At 57.9% G+C, this 15,057-nt stretch carries 14 protein-coding genes; 4 read left to right on the top strand and 10 right to left on the bottom strand.

What is annotated here, in order from left to right; translation table 11 throughout:
- Positions 1-7 precede the first annotated feature (7 nt).
- The 8 genes from FE795_RS00435 to FE795_RS00400 all read right to left on the bottom strand — a co-directional run bounded on the left by FE795_RS00435 (position 8) and on the right by FE795_RS00400 (position 8,483).
- The gene (locus FE795_RS00435; RefSeq protein ID WP_219235410.1) at positions 8-1,435 is read right to left on the bottom strand and encodes an LLM class flavin-dependent oxidoreductase; all 1,428 of its coding nucleotides are present in this window, start codon (positions 1,433-1,435) and stop codon (positions 8-10) included.
- Between the two features lie 16 nt (positions 1,436-1,451).
- Positions 1,452-2,276 carry a MetQ/NlpA family ABC transporter substrate-binding protein gene (locus tag FE795_RS00430; protein ID WP_131071131.1) on the bottom strand — a complete coding sequence of 275 codons (825 nt, stop codon included), beginning with the start codon at positions 2,274-2,276 and terminating at the stop codon, positions 1,452-1,454.
- 70 nt (positions 2,277-2,346) lie between these two features.
- Positions 2,347-3,546 carry an SfnB family sulfur acquisition oxidoreductase gene (locus FE795_RS00425; RefSeq protein WP_131071130.1) on the bottom strand — a complete coding sequence of 400 codons (1,200 nt, stop codon included), beginning with the start codon at positions 3,544-3,546 and terminating at the stop codon, positions 2,347-2,349.
- Between the two features lie 4 nt (positions 3,547-3,550).
- On the bottom strand, positions 3,551-4,816 hold the full coding sequence (locus tag FE795_RS00420) for an SfnB family sulfur acquisition oxidoreductase (protein WP_219235408.1): 1,266 nt from the start codon (positions 4,814-4,816) through the stop codon (positions 3,551-3,553).
- 156 nt (positions 4,817-4,972) lie between these two features.
- The gene (locus FE795_RS00415) at positions 4,973-5,635 is read right to left on the bottom strand and encodes a methionine ABC transporter permease (protein ID WP_003800613.1); all 663 of its coding nucleotides are present in this window, start codon (positions 5,633-5,635) and stop codon (positions 4,973-4,975) included.
- Positions 5,607-6,812 carry a methionine ABC transporter ATP-binding protein gene (locus FE795_RS00410; RefSeq protein ID WP_219235406.1) on the bottom strand — a complete coding sequence of 402 codons (1,206 nt, stop codon included), beginning with the start codon at positions 6,810-6,812 and terminating at the stop codon, positions 5,607-5,609. Before FE795_RS00410 ends, FE795_RS00415 begins: the two co-directional genes overlap by 29 nt.
- 1 nt (position 6,813) lies before the next feature.
- Positions 6,814-7,656, bottom strand: a complete 843-nt coding sequence (locus tag FE795_RS00405) for a MetQ/NlpA family ABC transporter substrate-binding protein (RefSeq protein ID WP_219235404.1) — start codon at positions 7,654-7,656, stop codon at positions 6,814-6,816.
- Positions 7,656-8,483, bottom strand: coding sequence for a MetQ/NlpA family ABC transporter substrate-binding protein (locus FE795_RS00400; protein ID WP_003800621.1), 828 nt, complete (start codon positions 8,481-8,483; stop codon positions 7,656-7,658). The genes FE795_RS00405 and FE795_RS00400 overlap by 1 nt, the downstream gene beginning before the upstream one ends.
- A 334-nt stretch (positions 8,484-8,817) precedes the next feature.
- Between FE795_RS00400 and FE795_RS00395 the strand changes: the two genes are divergently transcribed.
- Together FE795_RS00395 and FE795_RS00390 are read left to right on the top strand one after the other, a co-directional pair.
- Positions 8,818-9,081, top strand: coding sequence for a type II toxin-antitoxin system RelE family toxin (locus tag FE795_RS00395; protein WP_003800623.1), 264 nt, complete (start codon positions 8,818-8,820; stop codon positions 9,079-9,081).
- Entirely contained in the window at positions 9,065-9,391 is a 327-nt protein-coding gene (locus FE795_RS00390; RefSeq protein ID WP_131071127.1) for a helix-turn-helix domain-containing protein, read from the top strand. Before FE795_RS00395 ends, FE795_RS00390 begins: the two co-directional genes overlap by 17 nt.
- Positions 9,392-9,497: 106 nt before the next feature.
- On the opposite strand, the gene FE795_RS00385 is transcribed toward FE795_RS00390, so the two are convergent.
- Both FE795_RS00385 and dinB read right to left on the bottom strand, forming a co-directional pair.
- Positions 9,498-10,688: an acetylornithine transaminase gene (locus FE795_RS00385; protein WP_003800626.1), complete on the bottom strand. Its 1,191-nt coding sequence runs from the start codon at positions 10,686-10,688 to the stop codon at positions 9,498-9,500.
- A gap of 272 nt (positions 10,689-10,960) precedes the next feature.
- Positions 10,961-12,130 carry a DNA polymerase IV gene (dinB, locus tag FE795_RS00380; protein ID WP_268885614.1) on the bottom strand — a complete coding sequence of 390 codons (1,170 nt, stop codon included), beginning with the start codon at positions 12,128-12,130 and terminating at the stop codon, positions 10,961-10,963.
- Positions 12,131-12,343: 213 nt separating this feature from the next.
- Between dinB and FE795_RS00375 the strand changes: the two genes are divergently transcribed.
- Together FE795_RS00375 and FE795_RS00370 are read left to right on the top strand one after the other, a co-directional pair.
- Complete coding sequence (locus FE795_RS00375) at positions 12,344-13,915, top strand: ABC transporter substrate-binding protein (RefSeq protein WP_003800630.1); 1,572 nt, start codon at positions 12,344-12,346, stop codon at positions 13,913-13,915.
- Between the two features lie 154 nt (positions 13,916-14,069).
- The gene (locus tag FE795_RS00370; protein WP_131071126.1) at positions 14,070-15,056 is read left to right on the top strand and encodes an ABC transporter permease; all 987 of its coding nucleotides are present in this window, start codon (positions 14,070-14,072) and stop codon (positions 15,054-15,056) included.
- Position 15,057: the final 1 nt, after the last annotated feature.

Raw genomic sequence — 15,057 nt, 5'->3', positions numbered from 1 at the left:
GCCCTAATCAACTTGCCTGCAAGGCAGAGGTAGCCGCCTCATCCGATCCCGCCTCCGGGGTCGAACCGGGCACCAAATGCCGCCACTGCGCGGCAGGGTGCGTGGCAGATACCCGATCTCCTTGTCCAAACAATTGCTGGCGCAGGGTTCCACCTTCATACGCCGTGCGATAGCGGCCCCGGTTTTGCAGCTCGGGCACGATGTAGCTGGCAAAGTCTTCCCAGGTTTCAGGCACAACGATGCGGGTCAGATTGAAGCCGTCGATCTCGCCTTCATCAACCCAGGTGCTTAGCGCATCCGCCACTTGCTGCGGGTCGCCCACAATGGTTTTGTAGCGGCTACCCAGCGTGAATTGCTCCAGCAGCTTGCGGCGCGTCGTCCAGCCTTGTTTCTGGGCTGCGGCCGCTGCGGATTGAATCGCGTTGCTGGGGCCAAAGCTGATGGGTTCATCCAGGTCATACTGGGCAAAGTCCACGCCGGTACTGGCCGCAAAATGCGCCAGGCCGCCCTCGGAACTGGCATGGGCCAGATAGTCGGCATACTTCTCTTTAGCCTCGGCTTCCGTAGCACCCGTAACGACCGCTACACCCGCATAAATCTTCAGGTCCTGCGCTTGCCGTCCCGCATTGACCGCTGCCTGACGCAGCTTGCGGGACGAGTCCCTGGCCGCTTCCGGGTCCCGCGCACCGATGAAAACCCCTTCAGCATGTTGCCCGGCAAACTGCAGCCCCCGCGCCGAAGTGCCTGCCTGGAACAGCAGAGGCGTGCGCTGAGGAGAGGGCGCGCTCATATGAATTGCATTGCTGCGATAAAACGGCCCTTCGTGATGCACGGTATGCACTTTCTCGGGTAGGGCATGGATACGACGCTGCTTGTCGGCAATCAGCGCGCCATCTTCCCAGCTGCCTTCCCACAGTTTGTAAGCCAATTGCAGAAAGTCCTCGGCCCGGTCGTAACGGCTGTCGTGTGCATCCAGACCATCCTGCCCCAAACCCCGCGCCCCGCTATCCACATAACCCGTCACGATGTTCCAGCCTATGCGGCCATTGCTTAGCTGATCCAGCGTGCTGACATCGCGTGCGAAGGTGTAGGGGTGATGAGCCGCCACTGACGCTGTCAGACCAAAGCCAATATGTTGCGTGACGGCTGCCATGGCCGAGACCAGCAGCCAGGGGTTGTTCACCGGTAGTTGAATACCCTCGCGCAGCGTCAAGTCCACACCTTGCTGGTAAACGTCGTAATAGCCGACCACATCCGCCAGAAAGATGCCGTCGAACAAGCCTTTTTCCAGCGTTTTGGCCAGATCAGTCCAGTACTTCAGAGTGTGATACTGCGTGGATTGATCACGCGGATGCGTCCACAAACCATGGTGGATGTGGCCGACGCAATTCATGTTGAAAGCGTTGATATGGATGTGTTTCTTGGGCTGCGTCATGGGGCATTCTCCTTGCTTAATGCGGCAACCAGGTCAGGCGATACAGCTTTTTCTCGCCCTGGTAGAACTGATCGATTGCCTCGCGCACCGCAGGCGATGTTTTGTAGACCTCCAGGAACTGGGCAATGCGCGGGTCTTTCGTCTTGTCGCTACGGGCCACAAACTGAATCGCCCAGGAGTCGTCCTCGTAACTGGTCAAGGACAAGGCTTTCGTAGCATCAAAGGCTTTGGAGGCCAGGATGAAATACGGAAAGCCTTGAGCCAGATCCACGTCCTGCGTGGCACGTGCCAATTGCGGGCCTTCCACTTCCACAAACTTCAGGTTCTTGGGGTTGGAAACAATGTCATCGGGCGTGCCCAGCAAGCCGGTCTCGGGGCGCAGCGTGATCAAACCTGCATGCTGTAACAGACGCAACCCACGGCCTACGTTGACGGCGTCACTGGCAATCGCCACTTTTGCGCCATCGGGCAAATCGGCCAGCGTGGCGTGCTTGAGAGAATACAGGCCCAGGTAAGACAAAATGCCCGGCTGCACGCTGACCAGCTTGAAGCCCTTGTCGCGCACCGCATTGGCCAGGTAATTACTGTTCTGGTAGTAGTTCAGATCAATATCGCCCGCATCCAGCGCCACATTCGGCGTAGCCCAATCGGTAAATTCGATCACCTGCACATCCACACCCTGCTGCTTGGCCTCCTGAGCGGCAACGACCACCGAGTCCGCAAAAATGCCGGGCACAACACCGATTTTCAAAGGAGCTGCGGTCGCTGTGCTACTCAACAAGACGGCGGTCGAGACAAGGCTGAATGCCGTCAGTTTTTTCAAAATTTTCGAGATAGTCATCAATCAAAATCCAGATAAAAGAGAAAGGCTCGTGGCCTAAAAAAACAGGCCATATCGAAGCAAAATGGCATCACAAGGCCCCATGACGCGGCGGACGCACGCCATTCAGGGCATAGTTGCCAATGGCGTGGTACTTCCAGCGCACCGGGTCATGCAGGGTATGGACGCGTGCATTGCGCCAGTAGCGATCGAGGCCATGCTGGGCTTGCGTAGCGCTGGTGCCCCCCAGTTCAAACAGCTTGCTGCCTGCCAGCAGGCTGGCGCTGGTAGCCAAAGCCTTGGCCTGCGCAACGGCAATGGAGGCCTGGGCCACGCTGTCCTCATCCGGGGCGTGCTGGGCGGCATCCACATAGCGGGCGGCGCGGGCCAGCAGCGCTTGCGCGGCCCGCAAACGCACATGCACATTGCCCACTTCCTGCAATAACAACGGGTCCTGGGCGGCGCTGCCCACGCCAGCGGCAATCCAGGGGCGACTGTGCGCACGGATGAAGGGCAGGGTGGCCTCGAACGCCCCTTGGCCGATACCCAAATCCAGTGCTGCATGGATAATCTGGGCGTAAGGACCAATGGGGGTGGGACGCTCGAAGGAATCGGTGAACGGTACAACCCATTGCGGCTGCACGGGAACACGCGTGAACTCCACCGAGCCACTGCCCGTGACACGTTGACCAAAGCCGTCCCAGTCGTCTGTCAGCGTGACGCCTTTAGCCTCACGCGGCACAAAAACCAAATACAGGCGGCCATCATCAGGCGAGCTCGTCAGCGTGGGAATCCAGTGTGCAAACAGCGAGCCCGTGCAATAGAACTTGCGGCCATCCACAAACCAGCCATCCGGCGCTTTGAGCAACTGCGTGCGACGTACAAAATCCTTCTTGCCGATCTCCGCCAGTGCATTGCCAAAGCGTTTGCCTTGCAGCACCTGATCGTAGAAAAAGGCTTTTTGCTCATGCGTCGCCCCCACGCGCAACACTTCCAGCGCGTAATAGTGGTTTTGCGGGATATGGCCAAAGTTGCCATCGGCCTGGGCAATGCGCTGCACAACCCGGGTGAGCACATCGGTGGAAACACCCGCGCCCCCATATTCTTTGGGGACCGTAATGCCCCACAAACCACCTTGACTGAATTGCTCCACCTCTTGATGCGGCAAAATGCGGTCGCGGTCGCGCTCCAGCGCCTGTTGGGCAATGAATTGTGCAAACTGCTCAGCTGCCTGCAGCGCTTCGGCCTCGGACTGGATGAGGTGTGCGGACGTAGAAAACGGGATCGTCATAGCCTCAATTCCATTGGTGATAAGAGGGAGCAATACCATTGAGCAAGTAATTGCCCAACAGGTGGTATTTCCAGCGCACCGGATCATGCAAGGTGTGTACGCGGGCGTTGCGCCAGTGGCGATCCAGGTTATGAGCAGCACGGGTGGACGATGAGCCCGCCAAGGCAAAGAGCTGTTCGCTGGCGTTCAGGGCGGCTTCCGTCGTCAGGATTTTTGCCTCGGCAACAGCCACCGACGCACGGGCGCTGCTATCCGCATCGACGGGCTTGGCAGCCAATTCATCCAGCAAACGCGCTGCCTCCAGCAAAACTTCCTGAGCGGCATCCACCTCAATCTGCAAGGCACCCACTTCCTGAATGATGTGAGGGTCCTGCGTGGCGCTGGTCACACCCGAGTCGGTCCAGGGGCGCGCGCGATTGCGCACAAATTCCAGCGCATCCTGCAGGGCAGCCTGGGCGATACCGGCGTCAATGCTGGCTTGAATCAATTGAGAAATCGGGCCCGACAAGGACGGTTTGTCTACGAAACGCCAGCTTTCCAGCACATGGTCTTCCTCGACCAGAACCCGGTCGAACACCACACTGCCACTGGCGGTGGTGCGTTGCCCAAAGGCATTCCAATCATCAATCACCTGCACACCGGGTGCATCGCGGCGTACCCAGACCTGCACACCCCGGCCTTGCTCATCCGCGGCTCGGAACGGAATCCAATGCGCGAACAAAGCGCCAGTGGAGTAAAAACGTGTGCCGCTAACGCGCAAGCTGCCATCTGCTGCCCGAGCAAGATGGGCAGTGACGTCCGTCATCACCGCTGCCTTACCCTTTTTCTCCGGTCCGCCGTTGCCTAAACGTGCGCCGTGCAGCACCGCCTGGAACCAGCGCTGCTTTTGAGATTCGGTGCCGGTGTCTTTCAGGTTCTGGATCAGCGCGAAATGGTTTTGCGGGATCTGACCCAGGGAAGGATCAGCCGCGCTGATGATGGCAAACACCTGCACCAGCGTTTCGTTGGAAGCTTCCAGACCGCCATAGGCTTTGGGGATAGTGATGGCACCCAGGCCACTGGCGGTATAGCGCTCTATCTCGTCCCAGGGGAGCTGGCGCAGGCGGTCGCGCTCGGCAGCGGTTTGAGCAAATTCAGTGGCCAATTGTCGGGCAACGGCGATGGCTTCGGCCTCGCTGCCAATCACATGAGGCTGTTGGGGAGGCAAGGGCAGACGCTGCTTTGCAGATGCTTCGGGCAACGCTACGCCCTGAGTAATCCGATCATTCATACGGCACTCTTTTCAATGACTAAAAACGGTAGGGATAGACGCAGCCTCCAGCACCTGCGTCCCGGCTCAGGACAGCGCGTCCGAGCAAACAAAGAAGATCAACATTCGCTGCAAAGGCGTCGCCACTACGTGCGCCAGCCCTTGGCTGAGTTCGGATCAACGGGCACGCAGCCTTTGCACGTAACGGTCTCCCGCAAACTGCACCGCTGTGACCAGGGCAATCAGCACCGCAATGACAATCAGCATCACCTGCGTGTCAAAGCGCTGATAGCCATAGCGGATCGCCAAGTCCCCCAGGCCACCGGCACCGACCGCACCGGCCATGGCCGAGGAACTGATCAAGGCCACGATGGTGATGGTGAAGCCACCCACAATGCCGGGCAGCGCCTCGGGCAAATAGACATGGCGCACGATGTCCCACTTCTTGCAGCCCATGGCTTGAGCCGCTTCAATCAGGCCCGAGTCCACCTCACGCAGACTGACTTCCGCAATACGGGCGAAAAAAGGAGTCGCGCTGATTGCCAGGGGCACAATGGCCGCCCACACGCCAATCGTGGTGCCGGCCAGCAAACGCGTGAAGGGGATCAAGGCGACCAGCAAAACAATAAAGGGCGTGGCCCGAAAACCATTCACTACGCTACCCACCGCCCGGTTGATCTTGGGCGACTCCCAAAAGCCATGAGGAGCCGTCACGATCAAAAGCACCGCCAGCGGAATGCCGGCCAGAAAGGCGATCGCCCCCGACACGCCCACCATCATCAGTGTGTCCAGAAAAGCCTGCCCGTATCGCTCAACGGGGATACTCAGATTCCACAACATATCCAATGTCCTCAATGTGATGCGCGATGGCCGCCGGGCCTTGCGTCAGGGATGTCAAATCGGGCAGGCTTACATGCCCTTCAATGGCGACCAGCAAACGTCCGTGTGCATGGCCTTGAATACGGTCCACGCCGCCATGAACCAGTTGGGGCTGGCCGGGCAGGCTGCGGGCAATGTGCAACAAGTCGGGCTCCCAGCCGCCTTCGCCGCTGTAGCTCAGTTGCAAAATGCGGCTGTATGTTCCGGTTTTAGGCGGCTCTTGCACCAGTCGTGCCTGCAAATCCTCCGGCAAGCTATGTTGCAAAGGTGCCAACAGCGCCTTGGTGGCGTCATGCTGCGGTTTGCCAAATACACGCCAGACCTCGCCCAGCTCGGCAATGCGGCCTTTTTCCAGCACCAGCACGCGGTCGGCAATTTCACGGATCACGCTCATCTCGTGCGTAATCAGCACGACGGTGATGCCCAGACGGCGGTTAATGTCCTTGAGCAGGCTCAGGATGGACTGTGTGGTTTCCGGGTCCAGGGCCGAAGTCGCTTCATCGCACAGCAAAATCTCCGGGCCGGTGGCCAAGGCGCGAGCAATGCCCACACGCTGCTTTTGCCCACCCGACAAACGACTGGGATAGGTATCGGCCTTGTCTTGCAAGCCGACCAGTTGCAGCAGTTCCTGAACGCGCTGGGCGATGTGCTGCGCGGACACACCCGCCACCTTCAAGGGCAGGGCCACGTTCTCGTACACCGTCTTGGCTGACAGCAAATTGAAATGCTGAAAAATCATGCCGATGCGGCGACGCAGCTGCACCAGCTCCGATTCATTCAGACGGGCAATGTCCACGCCATCGACCAACACCTGGCCGCTGCTTGGGCGCTCCAGCCGATTAATGGTCCGCAGCAAGCTGGATTTACCCGCACCACTGCGACCAATAATGCCGAAAATGCTGCCCGGCTCGATGTCCAGATCAATGTCCTGCAAAGCAGGCACAGCGCCTGCCGAGGACTGATAGATTTTGGACAGATTACGAAAGGCCACGCTGCCTGCCTTCACGGCACTGGACCGCGGTTCCCGTTCCGCTTTGACAGACGCACTGGCCTTGTGAAGCTCACGCTGGCCAGCGGCCTGTTCGGCGGTGTCGCGCACTAGATCGGCATGACGCCGTAATACGGATGTGTAGGCCATATCACTTGCTCGCTGCGCTGCCACCTTGCCAGGGCAAGGTGTACAGATTGGGGTTGTGATCAAAACGGTCTGCAATCGTGTTGCGTACCGCTTGCGACTGCTGGAACAGCTCCACGAACTGTTTCAGGGCAGGGTCGTTGACGCGATCTTTGCGCGTAACAAAACCCATTGCATAAAAGGTGTCGGCAATGCCGGAATAGACCAGGGCCTTGCCCGCATCCGCCTTGCGGCCAGCGCTGACGAAATAGCTGGGCCAGACGACGGCCAGATCCACATCCGGCAGGGAATGAATCAGTTGCGGGCCTTCAATTTCCACCAGCTTGAGCTGCTTGGGGTTGTCCACCACATCATTGACCGTAGCCCCGGTATCCAGACCATGGCGCAAGGTAATCAGGCCCGCTTTTTGCAGCAGCAACAGGCCACGGCCCTGATTGACCGGATCATTCGGCAAGGACACGGTTGCGCCCTTGGGAACCTGGTCCAGAGACTGATACTTGTTCGAGTACAGGCCAATGTTTTGCAGCAAGCCCAGACCAATCAATTCCAGGTCGTAGCCACGCTCTTTGATGGCATTGTTCAAAAAGGCTTCGTGCTGGAAGAAATTCACATCAATATCGCGGTTGTTGACGGCCTCGTTGGGCAGCGTCCAATCCGTAAATTCCACCAACTGAATATCCAGACCCTGCTTTTTGCCTTCCGGGATCAGCGCTTGCACCGCATCCGAGGTTGCACCGGGAATGGAGCCCACTTTGATTACCGCTGCAACACTGTTCCAAGGAAGGACGGCAGCCAACACCATGCCCAGCGCCCAGCGCGGCAGGCGAGCAGAAAAAATCGCAGTCATTACTTCGCTCCTTCTTGCTTGTTCAACCAGGCCAGGGTGTAGAGTCGTTCGTCGTTATTGAACGCGGCTCGCGACACATCACGCACGGACTGGGCGTTTTGATAGATGGAAATGAACTTTTGAATGACGGGGTCGCGAGTACGGTCTGCTTTCACCACGAACTGGATCGCAAACTGCGCATCTTCAATACCCGAGTAGGCCAGCCCACTGGAAGGATCAAAGGCCTTGGCCGCCACGATAAAATGCGGATAGCCCTGGGCAATGTCCACATCCCCCGTAATACGCACCAGTTGCGGGCCTTCCACTTCCACAAAGCTGAGCTTTTTGGGGTTCTCGACAATGTCATTCAGACTGCCCAGGTAACCGACCTCCGGTTTGAGCGTGATCAGCCCGACCTTCTGCAGCAATAGCAGGCCACGGCCCTGGTTCACGGGATCGTTGGCGATGCCTACCTTGCCGCCTTGGGGAACCTGTTCTACCGCCTGATGCTTGAGCGAATACAGCCCCACATTGGCCAGAATGCCCGTGCCCGCGCTGGCCAGCTTGTAGCCGTTTTTCTCAATGGCGTTTTTCAGAAAAGGCTGGTGCTGGAAATAGTTAATATCAATATCGCCGTTATCCACTGCCACATTGGGCGTGGTCCAGTCGGTGAACTCAATCACCTCGACATTGATGCCTTGGGCCTTGGCATCCTGAGCCGCCGCATTGATGGAATCGGCATAGGCACCGGGTACCACGCCAATGCGTAAGGAGTCGGCGGCGATGGCCGGAGAAACAGCCAGCACAAGGGCACTAGCTACGATGAGTTTGGACAGATGCTGGAGCATGGTAAACAGTGCCTCAAAGGGTGGGCCTGCGCTTGCAGGCAAATCTTGGAAGCTTCTATTACATCGACTCCCTTCCCCTGGCACCACAACAGAACAATCATTTACTTATGCTGGCTAATGGCTGGATAAAATTACTTCAAGTTATTGATATTTATATTATTTTTTTAAATAAACTAAACACTGGCAACGATGAGGTATGTGCTATTTCATGCGCGTTTCAAGTTAGTCGTGGGAGAGCAAGGACAAAGGTCACAAATGGTTTTTGTCGGCCTCCGCGCAATTTTTCCAAACTTATATCAAGAAACTTAACTTATAATTAACTTATATTCTGTCCATGAACTCGATATTCTGGACACCCAAAGCCGCCAAACAACTGCGCAAGATCGACAGGCAACACCAAGGCGCTATCCGCGACGGTGTCGGCAACTTGGCTGATATGCCCAATTGCTCCGGATCGCAAAACATCAAAGCGCTGACGAATCACCCGTATGGCTATCGCCTGCGCATCGGAAACTATCGCGTCCTGTTTGATTGGGACGCAGAAATAAGAATTATCGACATCCAGGAAGTGAGAAAGCGCGATGAACGTACGTACTAACATTCAGATCATCAATGGCCCGGACGGCAATCCCGCTTTTGTCGTGATTCCCTACCAGGACTACATCGCCAGCCAGGCCCAGGACGGCGGGCTAATCCCCCACGCCGTCGTCAGCAGCACGATCGACGGTGCAACGCCGGTTCGGGCATGGCGTGAACACCTTGGGCTGACACAGGCAGAGCTGGCCGCTCGCCTGGGTATCAGCCAATCTGCCTATGCTCAGCAAGAGAGCAGCGAGCGGCTACGCAAAAGCAGCCTGGAGCGCATTGCCGCCGCGCTTGGGATTACAACTGAGCAACTCGACTTCTAAGCCAGGAACGGCGGTTTGCAAGCCTACCAGACCCGCAGGGCTACAAAAATCCAAAGACCAAAAAAAATCCGCCCGAAGGCGGATTTCTTTATGGCAGCAACACAGCTTAGCCGCGAACCTTGACCAGGATTTCGTCCAGCCAGGCCAGCATCAGGTCGATTTCGTCGGCTGTGATGTTCAGCGCTGGCATGAAACGCAGCAGGTTCGGACGTGGCGAATTCAGCAGCATGCCTTCTGGAGCGCGGTCGCGGGCAGCGGCCACAATTTCCGGGCCGTCGTCCTGATCCAGGATCAGGGCACGCAGCAAGCCTTCGCCACGCTCGCCGTTCATGCCCCACTTGGCGCTGATGGCCAGCAAGCCTTCGGACAACTGCTTGGCGCGGGCATTGACCGACTCCAGAAAGCCGGGAGCCGTCAATTCGTCGAACACAGCCACGCCAGCCGCGGTCATCAAGGGGTTGCCATTGTAGGTGCCGCCCTGGTCACCAGGCTGGAAGCAGGACACTTCTTCGCGGGCGCACAGTGCCGACAGCGGCACGCCACCACCAATGCCTTTACCCAGCGTCATGATGTCCGGACGGACGCCCGAGTGCTCGTAGGCAAACAGGGTACCGGTGCGGCCCATGCCGGTTTGCACTTCGTCCACGATCAGCAGCAGCTTGTGCTCGTCGGCCAAGGCGCGCAGACCCTTCATGAATTCCACGGTAGCGGGAATGACACCGGCCTCGCCCTGCACGGGTTCGAGCATGATGCCCACGGTTTGATCGTCGATCAGCGCGCGCACGGATTCCAGATCGTTCAGCCTGGCTTTCGGAAAGCCTTCAACCTGAGGAGCAAACATGCGATCCCAACCGGGTTTGCCGGACAGGGACATGGTAGCCAGGGTACGGCCATGGAAGGAGTGCTCAAAAGAAATGATCTTGTAAGCGTTGTTCTTGTTGATCTGACCCCATTTGCGCGCCAGCTTGATGGCACCCTCGTTGGCTTCACCACCGCTGTTGGCAAAGAACACGCGGTCAAAGCAGGAGTGCTCCACGATGCGTTTGGCCAGCTCAATAGAGGGCTCGTTGTAGAACGCAGGCGAAGGATTGATCAATTTGGACGCTTGTTCGGTGATCGCCTTGATCACGTTGGCAGGGCTGTGGCCCAGCGCGTTCACGGCCCAGCCCTGGACCGTATCCAGGTATCGCTTGCCGTTGTGATCTTGCAGCCAGGAACCTTCTCCTCGCACAAAGACCAACTCCGGACGCTGGGTAATTTCCATTAATGCACGTACACCGGCCCGATCGAATTCCATAACGGCAAACCTTGATGAAAATGAAAAAAAAATAAACCAGCCCGGCGGCTGGACAATTTATTCTAACGCAGCCCACCCCCGGCAGGACGCTTATGCCTGGGACAATGGTCATCTGGCCGCGGATTGTCCCTTTTCTGGTACACATCCGCGCCCTGGCAGGCGCCAAAGCGTTTTAAGCCTGAAGTCTTTACGCAGTAACGGGGTGGAGGTGGCTAAGGCACGTCTGTCTAAAACCTGTCATCCAGGCAGCAGCCTGGCAAAGCGCTGCCTGCCTAAAACAAACCGTCCAGATCCAGTTGCCGAGGCTGCTCCTGCGGCATTTCACTGATAGGCAGCAAAGCGCTGGCTTTCACACCCAGCAAACGCAAACGTCTGTCCAGCACAGCGCGTTTCAAATTCTGGCGGGCGGCGGCCAGAATGGCATCGGCCGCCAGCACCGGAGTGGGCAGGGACAGGTCGCGCGTCACGATTTTGAAGTCCTCGAACTTCAGCTTGATGCCTATGGTTTGGGCGCACATGGCAGATTTGCGCAGATCCTGCTCCAGCTTTTCACACAAGGACTCCAGCACCGAGGACAGGCGGGAGCGATCCATGCGCACGTGCAGATCACGCTCAAACGTGGTTTCACGGCTGATGGACTTGGGGGTGCGATCCGTCGTCAGGGGACGGTCGTCCTGGCCGTGGGCCACGGCCATCAGCCACTGTGCATACCGCAGGCCAAAATGCTCCTGCAGCTTCTCCGCCGGGGTGGCCGCCAGCTCTCCAATCTGCCCAATGCCCAGCTCTGTCAGCTTGAGTACCGACTTGGGGCCAATCCCATTGATCTTGCCCACCGCCAGCGGCCAGATGCGGGTAGGCACATCGTCCATGGTCAGCACGCAGGCCCCATTGGGCTTGTTCAGCTCCGAGGCAATCTTGGAGAGCAGCTTGTTGGGAGTAATGCCCACGGAGCAGGTCAGGCCCGTGGCCTGGTTCACCGCTTGGCGGATCTGCTCGGCCAGTGCGTGGCTGTCTTCGGTCTTATGACTGAGGTCTACATAGATCTCGTCGATGCCCCGGTCCTCGATATGGTCCGAGACCGTGGCCACGGCCTGTTTAAACAGACGCGAATAATGGCGATAGGCTTGAAAATCCGCAGGCAGCAAGATGGCGTCGGGAGCCAGTTGAGCCGCCTTCATTAAACCCATGGCCGAGAACACGCCCAACTGGCGTGCTTCATAGGTAGAAGTCGTGGCCACCCCGCGCCCCACGTAATCGGCCAGACGGGCATGTTGCCAGCTGCCGTCAGGCAACTGACGCGGCGCATCAGCACTGCGCCCGCCGATCACCACGGGGCGGCCACGCAAATGCGGGTAGCGCAGCAGCTCTACCGAGGCATAAAACGCATCCATATCCACATGAGCGATGCGTCGCTCCAGAGGGGTTTCTTCTTGTCCCGTCACCACGGCCAGCCTGTTAACTGTATATACGTACACCATTATAGCGACAAGTGGGCTGGACGCTGGGGGCTACTGAATAAGCGGCAAGATGATATAAATCACTAATTATCGTTACGCTGACGGCGAGCTGAAACTACGTATTGAACCTGTGCCAAGCGCCCGGTTACTATGCAGCCTCTCTATCAGCGACACCAAGCACCCCAACAGGAGGTTTTCATGAAAAAAACAGTATTGGCTGCTGCGCTGGCAGCTCTGGTCTCCCTGCCCCTGGTAGGCCACAGCAAGACGCTTACCTGGTCCAGCCAGGGTGACTTCATGACCCTGGACCCCCATGCTCAGAACGAAAACCTCACCATCACGGGCAGCATGTATGTCTATGAGCCCCTGGTGGACTACGACAAAGACTTCCAGATCGTGCCCAGCCTGGCTACCGCCTGGGAGCAGCGTGAACCCACCGTCTGGCGCTTTACCTTGCGCGAGGGTGTGAAGTTCCACAATGGCGAACCTTTTACGGCTGACGACGTGGTGTTTTCCATCCAGCGCGCCATGGCGCCAACGTCCAACTTCAAGGCCTACGTCAACGGTATCGTCAAAGCAGAAAAGGTGGACGACAAGACGGTGGATATCATCACCGCCGCCCCCAACCCCGTACTGCTGCGCCAGTTGACCAGCGTGTTCATGATGAACAAGGACTGGGCTGAAAAGAACAAGGTCACCCAGCCCCAGGACTTCAACAAGAACGAAGAAACCTTTTCGGCTCGCAACACCAACGGTACTGGTCCTTACAAGCTGAAGTCGCGTGAAGTGGACGTGCGCACCGTCTTTGTCGAAAACGAAGAATGGTGGAACAAGGGCAACAAGGTAGGCAACATCACCGAAGTGGTCTATGTGCCGATCAAGCAGAACGCCACCCGCACCGCCGCCTTGCTGTCCGGCGAAGTGGACCTGGTTCTGGACCCACCGGCACAGGATTTGCAACGCCTGCGCCAACAGTCCAAGATTGTGGAAGGCAACGAATACCGCACCATCTACCTGGGTCTGGATCAAAAGAGCCCCGAGCTGAAATACAGCAGCATCAAGGGCAAGAACCCGTTTGCCGACCAGCGTGTCCGTGAAGCCCTGTATGTGGCCATCGACATTGAAGCCATCAAGAAAGCCGTGATGCGCGGTTCCTCCGCCCCCACCGGCACCATGGTGGCCCCTCAGGTTCACGGCTACACCAAAGAGCTGGCCCAGCGCCTGCCTTACAGCCAGGATCGCGCCAAGGAGCTGCTGAAAGAAGCCGGTTACGACAATTCCCTGACCTTTACCCTGGATTGCCCGAACGATCGCTACATCAACGATGAAGCCATCTGCCAGGCCATCGTGGGCATGTGGGCCAAGGTCGGCGTGAAAGCCAACCTGAACGCCATGCCACGCGCCACCTACTTCCCCAAAGTTCAGAGCTACGACAGCAGCGCCTACATGTTTGGCTGGGGCGTGCCGACCTTTGATGCGCTCTACACCCTGCAAAGCCTGATGCACAGCAAGGGCGAGGGCGCTGACGGCTCCTTTAACTTCGGTAACTACGAAAACGCCGAAGTGGACGCCTTGATTGATCAGATCAAGACCGAAACCGACGTGGCCAAACGCGATGCTGCCATCCACAAGGTTCTGGAAATCCATGCCAAGGAAGTGGGCCACATCCCCTTGCATGACCAGATCATTCCCTGGGCCATGGCCAAGAAGGTCAACGTGATCCACCGTGCGGACAACCGCCTGCTGGCTCAATGGACCACTATCGACTAAGTTTTTCCCCACCCCAGCCCCGCCTTCGTGCGGGGCTGGTTCCCATTACCTTGTAGTCATCCGTTTCTACACCAGCCCCCTTGCCGGGCCCTTTCTACACATTAAGGACGACACTGGTCGCGAGTGATCCTCGCGCTCTACCAGGAGACCGCCTATGCTGGTATTTATTATTCGCCGTCTCATCCAGGCTGTTCTGGTGATGCTGACGGTCAGCCTTCTGGCTTTTGTGCTGTTCCGCTACATTGGTGACCCGGTCACCATCATGCTCGGACAGGACGCCACCGAACAAGATCGCGTGGAACTGCGTGCCAGCCTGGGGCTGGACCAACCCGCCCCCGTGCAATTCGCCCGCTTTGTCTCCCAGGCCGTACAAGGCGAATTTGGTCTGTCCCTGCGGCAAGCCCAACCTGTTTCCACGCTACTGAAAGACCGCCTGCCTGCCACGGTAGAGCTGTCCGTGGTGGCCGCCATACTGGCCCTGCTCATTGGCCTGCCACTGGGCGTCTACACCGCCTTGAAGCGCAATGGGTTCATGGCACAGAGCATTCTGGCCTTTTCCCTGCTGGGGATCTCTCTGCCCACCTTCCTGATCGGTATCTTGCTGATCCTGATCTTCTCGGTACAGCTGGGCTGGCTGCCCAGCTATGGCCGCGGGGAAGTTCTGAAGTTTGGCTGGTGGAGTACCGGCCTGCTTAGCTGGGACGGGATCAAGCATTTAATCCTGCCCGCCATCACGCTCTGTTTGTTCCAGCTCACCTTGATCCTGCGTCTGGTGCGCTCGGAGATGCTGGAAGTGCTGCGCGCCGACTACATTAAATTTGCTCGTGCCCGTGGCTTGTCACAACGCGCCATCCACTTTGGTCACGCCCTGAAAAACACCATGGTGCCGGTCATCACCATTACGGGTCTGCAACTGGGCGGCATTATCGCTTTTGCCATCGTGACAGAAACCGTTTTCCAATGGCCAGGCATGGGTCTGCTGTTTATCCAGGCCGTGCAGTTTGCCGACATCCCCGTGATGGCCGCCTACCTCTGTCTGATTGCCCTGGTATTTGTGGTGATCAACCTGCTGGTGGACTTGCTGTATTTCCTGGTCGATCCACGTCTGCGCACCCAATTGTCGGGCGCCAAGGGGCATTAAT

Origin of the sequence: Alcaligenes ammonioxydans (assembly GCF_019343455.1) — a bacterium.
Classification (GTDB): Bacteria; Pseudomonadota; Gammaproteobacteria; order Burkholderiales; family Burkholderiaceae_B; genus Alcaligenes; species Alcaligenes ammonioxydans.
This window is presented reverse-complemented; position numbering and strand designations above follow the sequence as displayed.

What these genes read in the sequence shown, in the direction of transcription:
- FE795_RS00370 (WP_131071126.1), top strand. Translation starts at nt 14,070, where the DNA reads ATGCTGGTATTTATTATTCGCCGTCTCATCCAGGCTGTTCTGGTGATG.
- FE795_RS00425 (WP_131071130.1), bottom strand. Translation starts at nt 3,546, where the DNA reads ATGACGATCCCGTTTTCTACGTCCGCACACCTCATCCAGTCCGAGGCC.
- FE795_RS00405 (WP_219235404.1), bottom strand. Translation starts at nt 7,656, where the DNA reads ATGACTGCGATTTTTTCTGCTCGCCTGCCGCGCTGGGCGCTGGGCATG.
- FE795_RS00385 (WP_003800626.1), bottom strand. Translation starts at nt 10,688, where the DNA reads ATGGAATTCGATCGGGCCGGTGTACGTGCATTAATGGAAATTACCCAG.
- FE795_RS00395 (WP_003800623.1), top strand. Translation starts at nt 8,818, where the DNA reads ATGAACTCGATATTCTGGACACCCAAAGCCGCCAAACAACTGCGCAAG.
- FE795_RS00390 (WP_131071127.1), top strand. Translation starts at nt 9,065, where the DNA reads ATGAACGTACGTACTAACATTCAGATCATCAATGGCCCGGACGGCAAT.
- FE795_RS00410 (WP_219235406.1), bottom strand. Translation starts at nt 6,812, where the DNA reads ATGGCCTACACATCCGTATTACGGCGTCATGCCGATCTAGTGCGCGAC.
- FE795_RS00415 (WP_003800613.1), bottom strand. Translation starts at nt 5,635, where the DNA reads ATGTTGTGGAATCTGAGTATCCCCGTTGAGCGATACGGGCAGGCTTTT.
- FE795_RS00400 (WP_003800621.1), bottom strand. Translation starts at nt 8,483, where the DNA reads ATGCTCCAGCATCTGTCCAAACTCATCGTAGCTAGTGCCCTTGTGCTG.
- FE795_RS00375 (WP_003800630.1), top strand. Translation starts at nt 12,344, where the DNA reads ATGAAAAAAACAGTATTGGCTGCTGCGCTGGCAGCTCTGGTCTCCCTG.
- FE795_RS00420 (WP_219235408.1), bottom strand. Translation starts at nt 4,816, where the DNA reads ATGAATGATCGGATTACTCAGGGCGTAGCGTTGCCCGAAGCATCTGCA.
- FE795_RS00435 (WP_219235410.1), bottom strand. Translation starts at nt 1,435, where the DNA reads ATGACGCAGCCCAAGAAACACATCCATATCAACGCTTTCAACATGAAT.
- FE795_RS00430 (WP_131071131.1), bottom strand. Translation starts at nt 2,276, where the DNA reads ATGACTATCTCGAAAATTTTGAAAAAACTGACGGCATTCAGCCTTGTC.